The sequence below is a fragment of the Embleya sp. NPDC059237 genome (genome assembly GCF_042754105.1).
Lineage (GTDB): Bacteria > Actinomycetota > Actinomycetes > Streptomycetales > Streptomycetaceae > Embleya.
Genome location: NZ_JBHZAE010000066.1, coordinates 1 through 1,365, shown reverse-complemented (window position 1 = coordinate 1,365; position 1,365 = coordinate 1). Strand labels below are relative to the sequence as shown.

1 protein-coding gene is annotated in these 1,365 nt (G+C 40.0%); it reads left to right on the top strand.

The window, feature by feature from the left end:
* Positions 1-125 precede the first annotated feature (125 nt).
* Positions 126-1,276 (top strand): IS3 family transposase gene (locus ACFXKZ_RS52435; RefSeq protein WP_087614160.1). Its coding sequence is split into 2 segments (ribosomal slippage): positions 126-399 and positions 399-1,276, totalling 1,152 coding nucleotides; the frame shifts between segments, so codons are not numbered across the junction.
* The last annotated feature ends 89 nt before the right edge of the window (positions 1,277-1,365 follow it).

Sequence of the window (1,365 nt, the reverse complement as noted above, 5' to 3'; positions counted from 1 at the left end):
TTTATATGCACTAAAAAAACCGATCTCAACTGGGACTGACCCCATAAGATGAGACAAATAAAAACACCTTCAAGTTTGAATACGGATGATTGTTATCCGAAATTAGACTTGGAGGTGTTTTTTCTATGGGGACAAGAGTGAGTTATCCGGTTGAAGTGAAACAGAAGGCTGTAGAAATGAGATTGGCAGGCGTACCTATGAAAGAGATCATGCAGGAGTTGAATATCAAAAATAATACGCAGATTAAGACATGGGTCAGATGGTATAAGGCTGGTGATACACATCGATTTGAACAGCCTGTTGGTAAGCAATACACTTATGGAAAAGGTCCGGAGTATTCTTCCGAATTAGAGAAACTGCAGGCAGAGAATCGATATCTGAGACAACAGAATGAAGTGTTAAAAAAGTACAACGAATTGGAAAGGAAGTTGATAGCCAAACGTCAGTCGAACTTGTAGAAGAATTGCACAGCACAATGACCGTGCAGGATATCTGTATTCATTTAGGTATCTCTCGCTCGTCTTATTATCGTTGGAAGAAGAATCTGAAGAAAGATCATCCCAAGCGCCATTTAGAAAAACAAATCGGCACGTTGTGCCGAGAGCACCAGTATCGATATGGATATCGAAAAATCACAGCTATATTAAAAAAGAGAATGTGTATTAACCATAAAACGGTTCAGCGTATTATGCAGAAAAATCAGTGGCAGTGCCGGGTTAAGGTGAAAAAGCGCAAGAAGAATGGGCAGCCATATGCCGTGGTCGACAATATATTAGATCGGAACTTTCAGTCTGATCATCCTCTTGAAAAACTAGTAACAGACATCACGTATTTGCCTTATGGACAGAAACAATTGTACCTTTCCAGTATATTGGATGTATATAATGGAGAAGTGATTGCTTTTACGATTGGAGATAAGCAGGACACAGACTTTGTCTTACACACACTTGATCAACTGCCAACACTGCCTGAGAACTGCGTGTTACATAGTGACCAAGGATCTGTGTATACATCTTACGAGTATCAGAAAGCTGTTAAAACAAAAGGCATTACCATGAGCATGTCCCGCAAAGGGACACCCGCTGATAATGCCTCCATCGAATCGTTTCATTCCTCACTAAAGTCTGAAACGTTCTATCTTAACAGCATTGATCGAACCACGACCGCCATCGTAGAACGCACTGTCATAGAATACATTCATTATTATAACAATATTCGTATTCAAACGAAACTAAACAACCAATCACCGATAAATTATCGGCAATTGGCTGTTTAAAAGGTGTTTTGATCCCTGTCTCAAAAACGGGGGTCAGTCCCTCAATGCAGGGAGCTTTTATGTATGAAAAACGGGGGATATTTGTATTG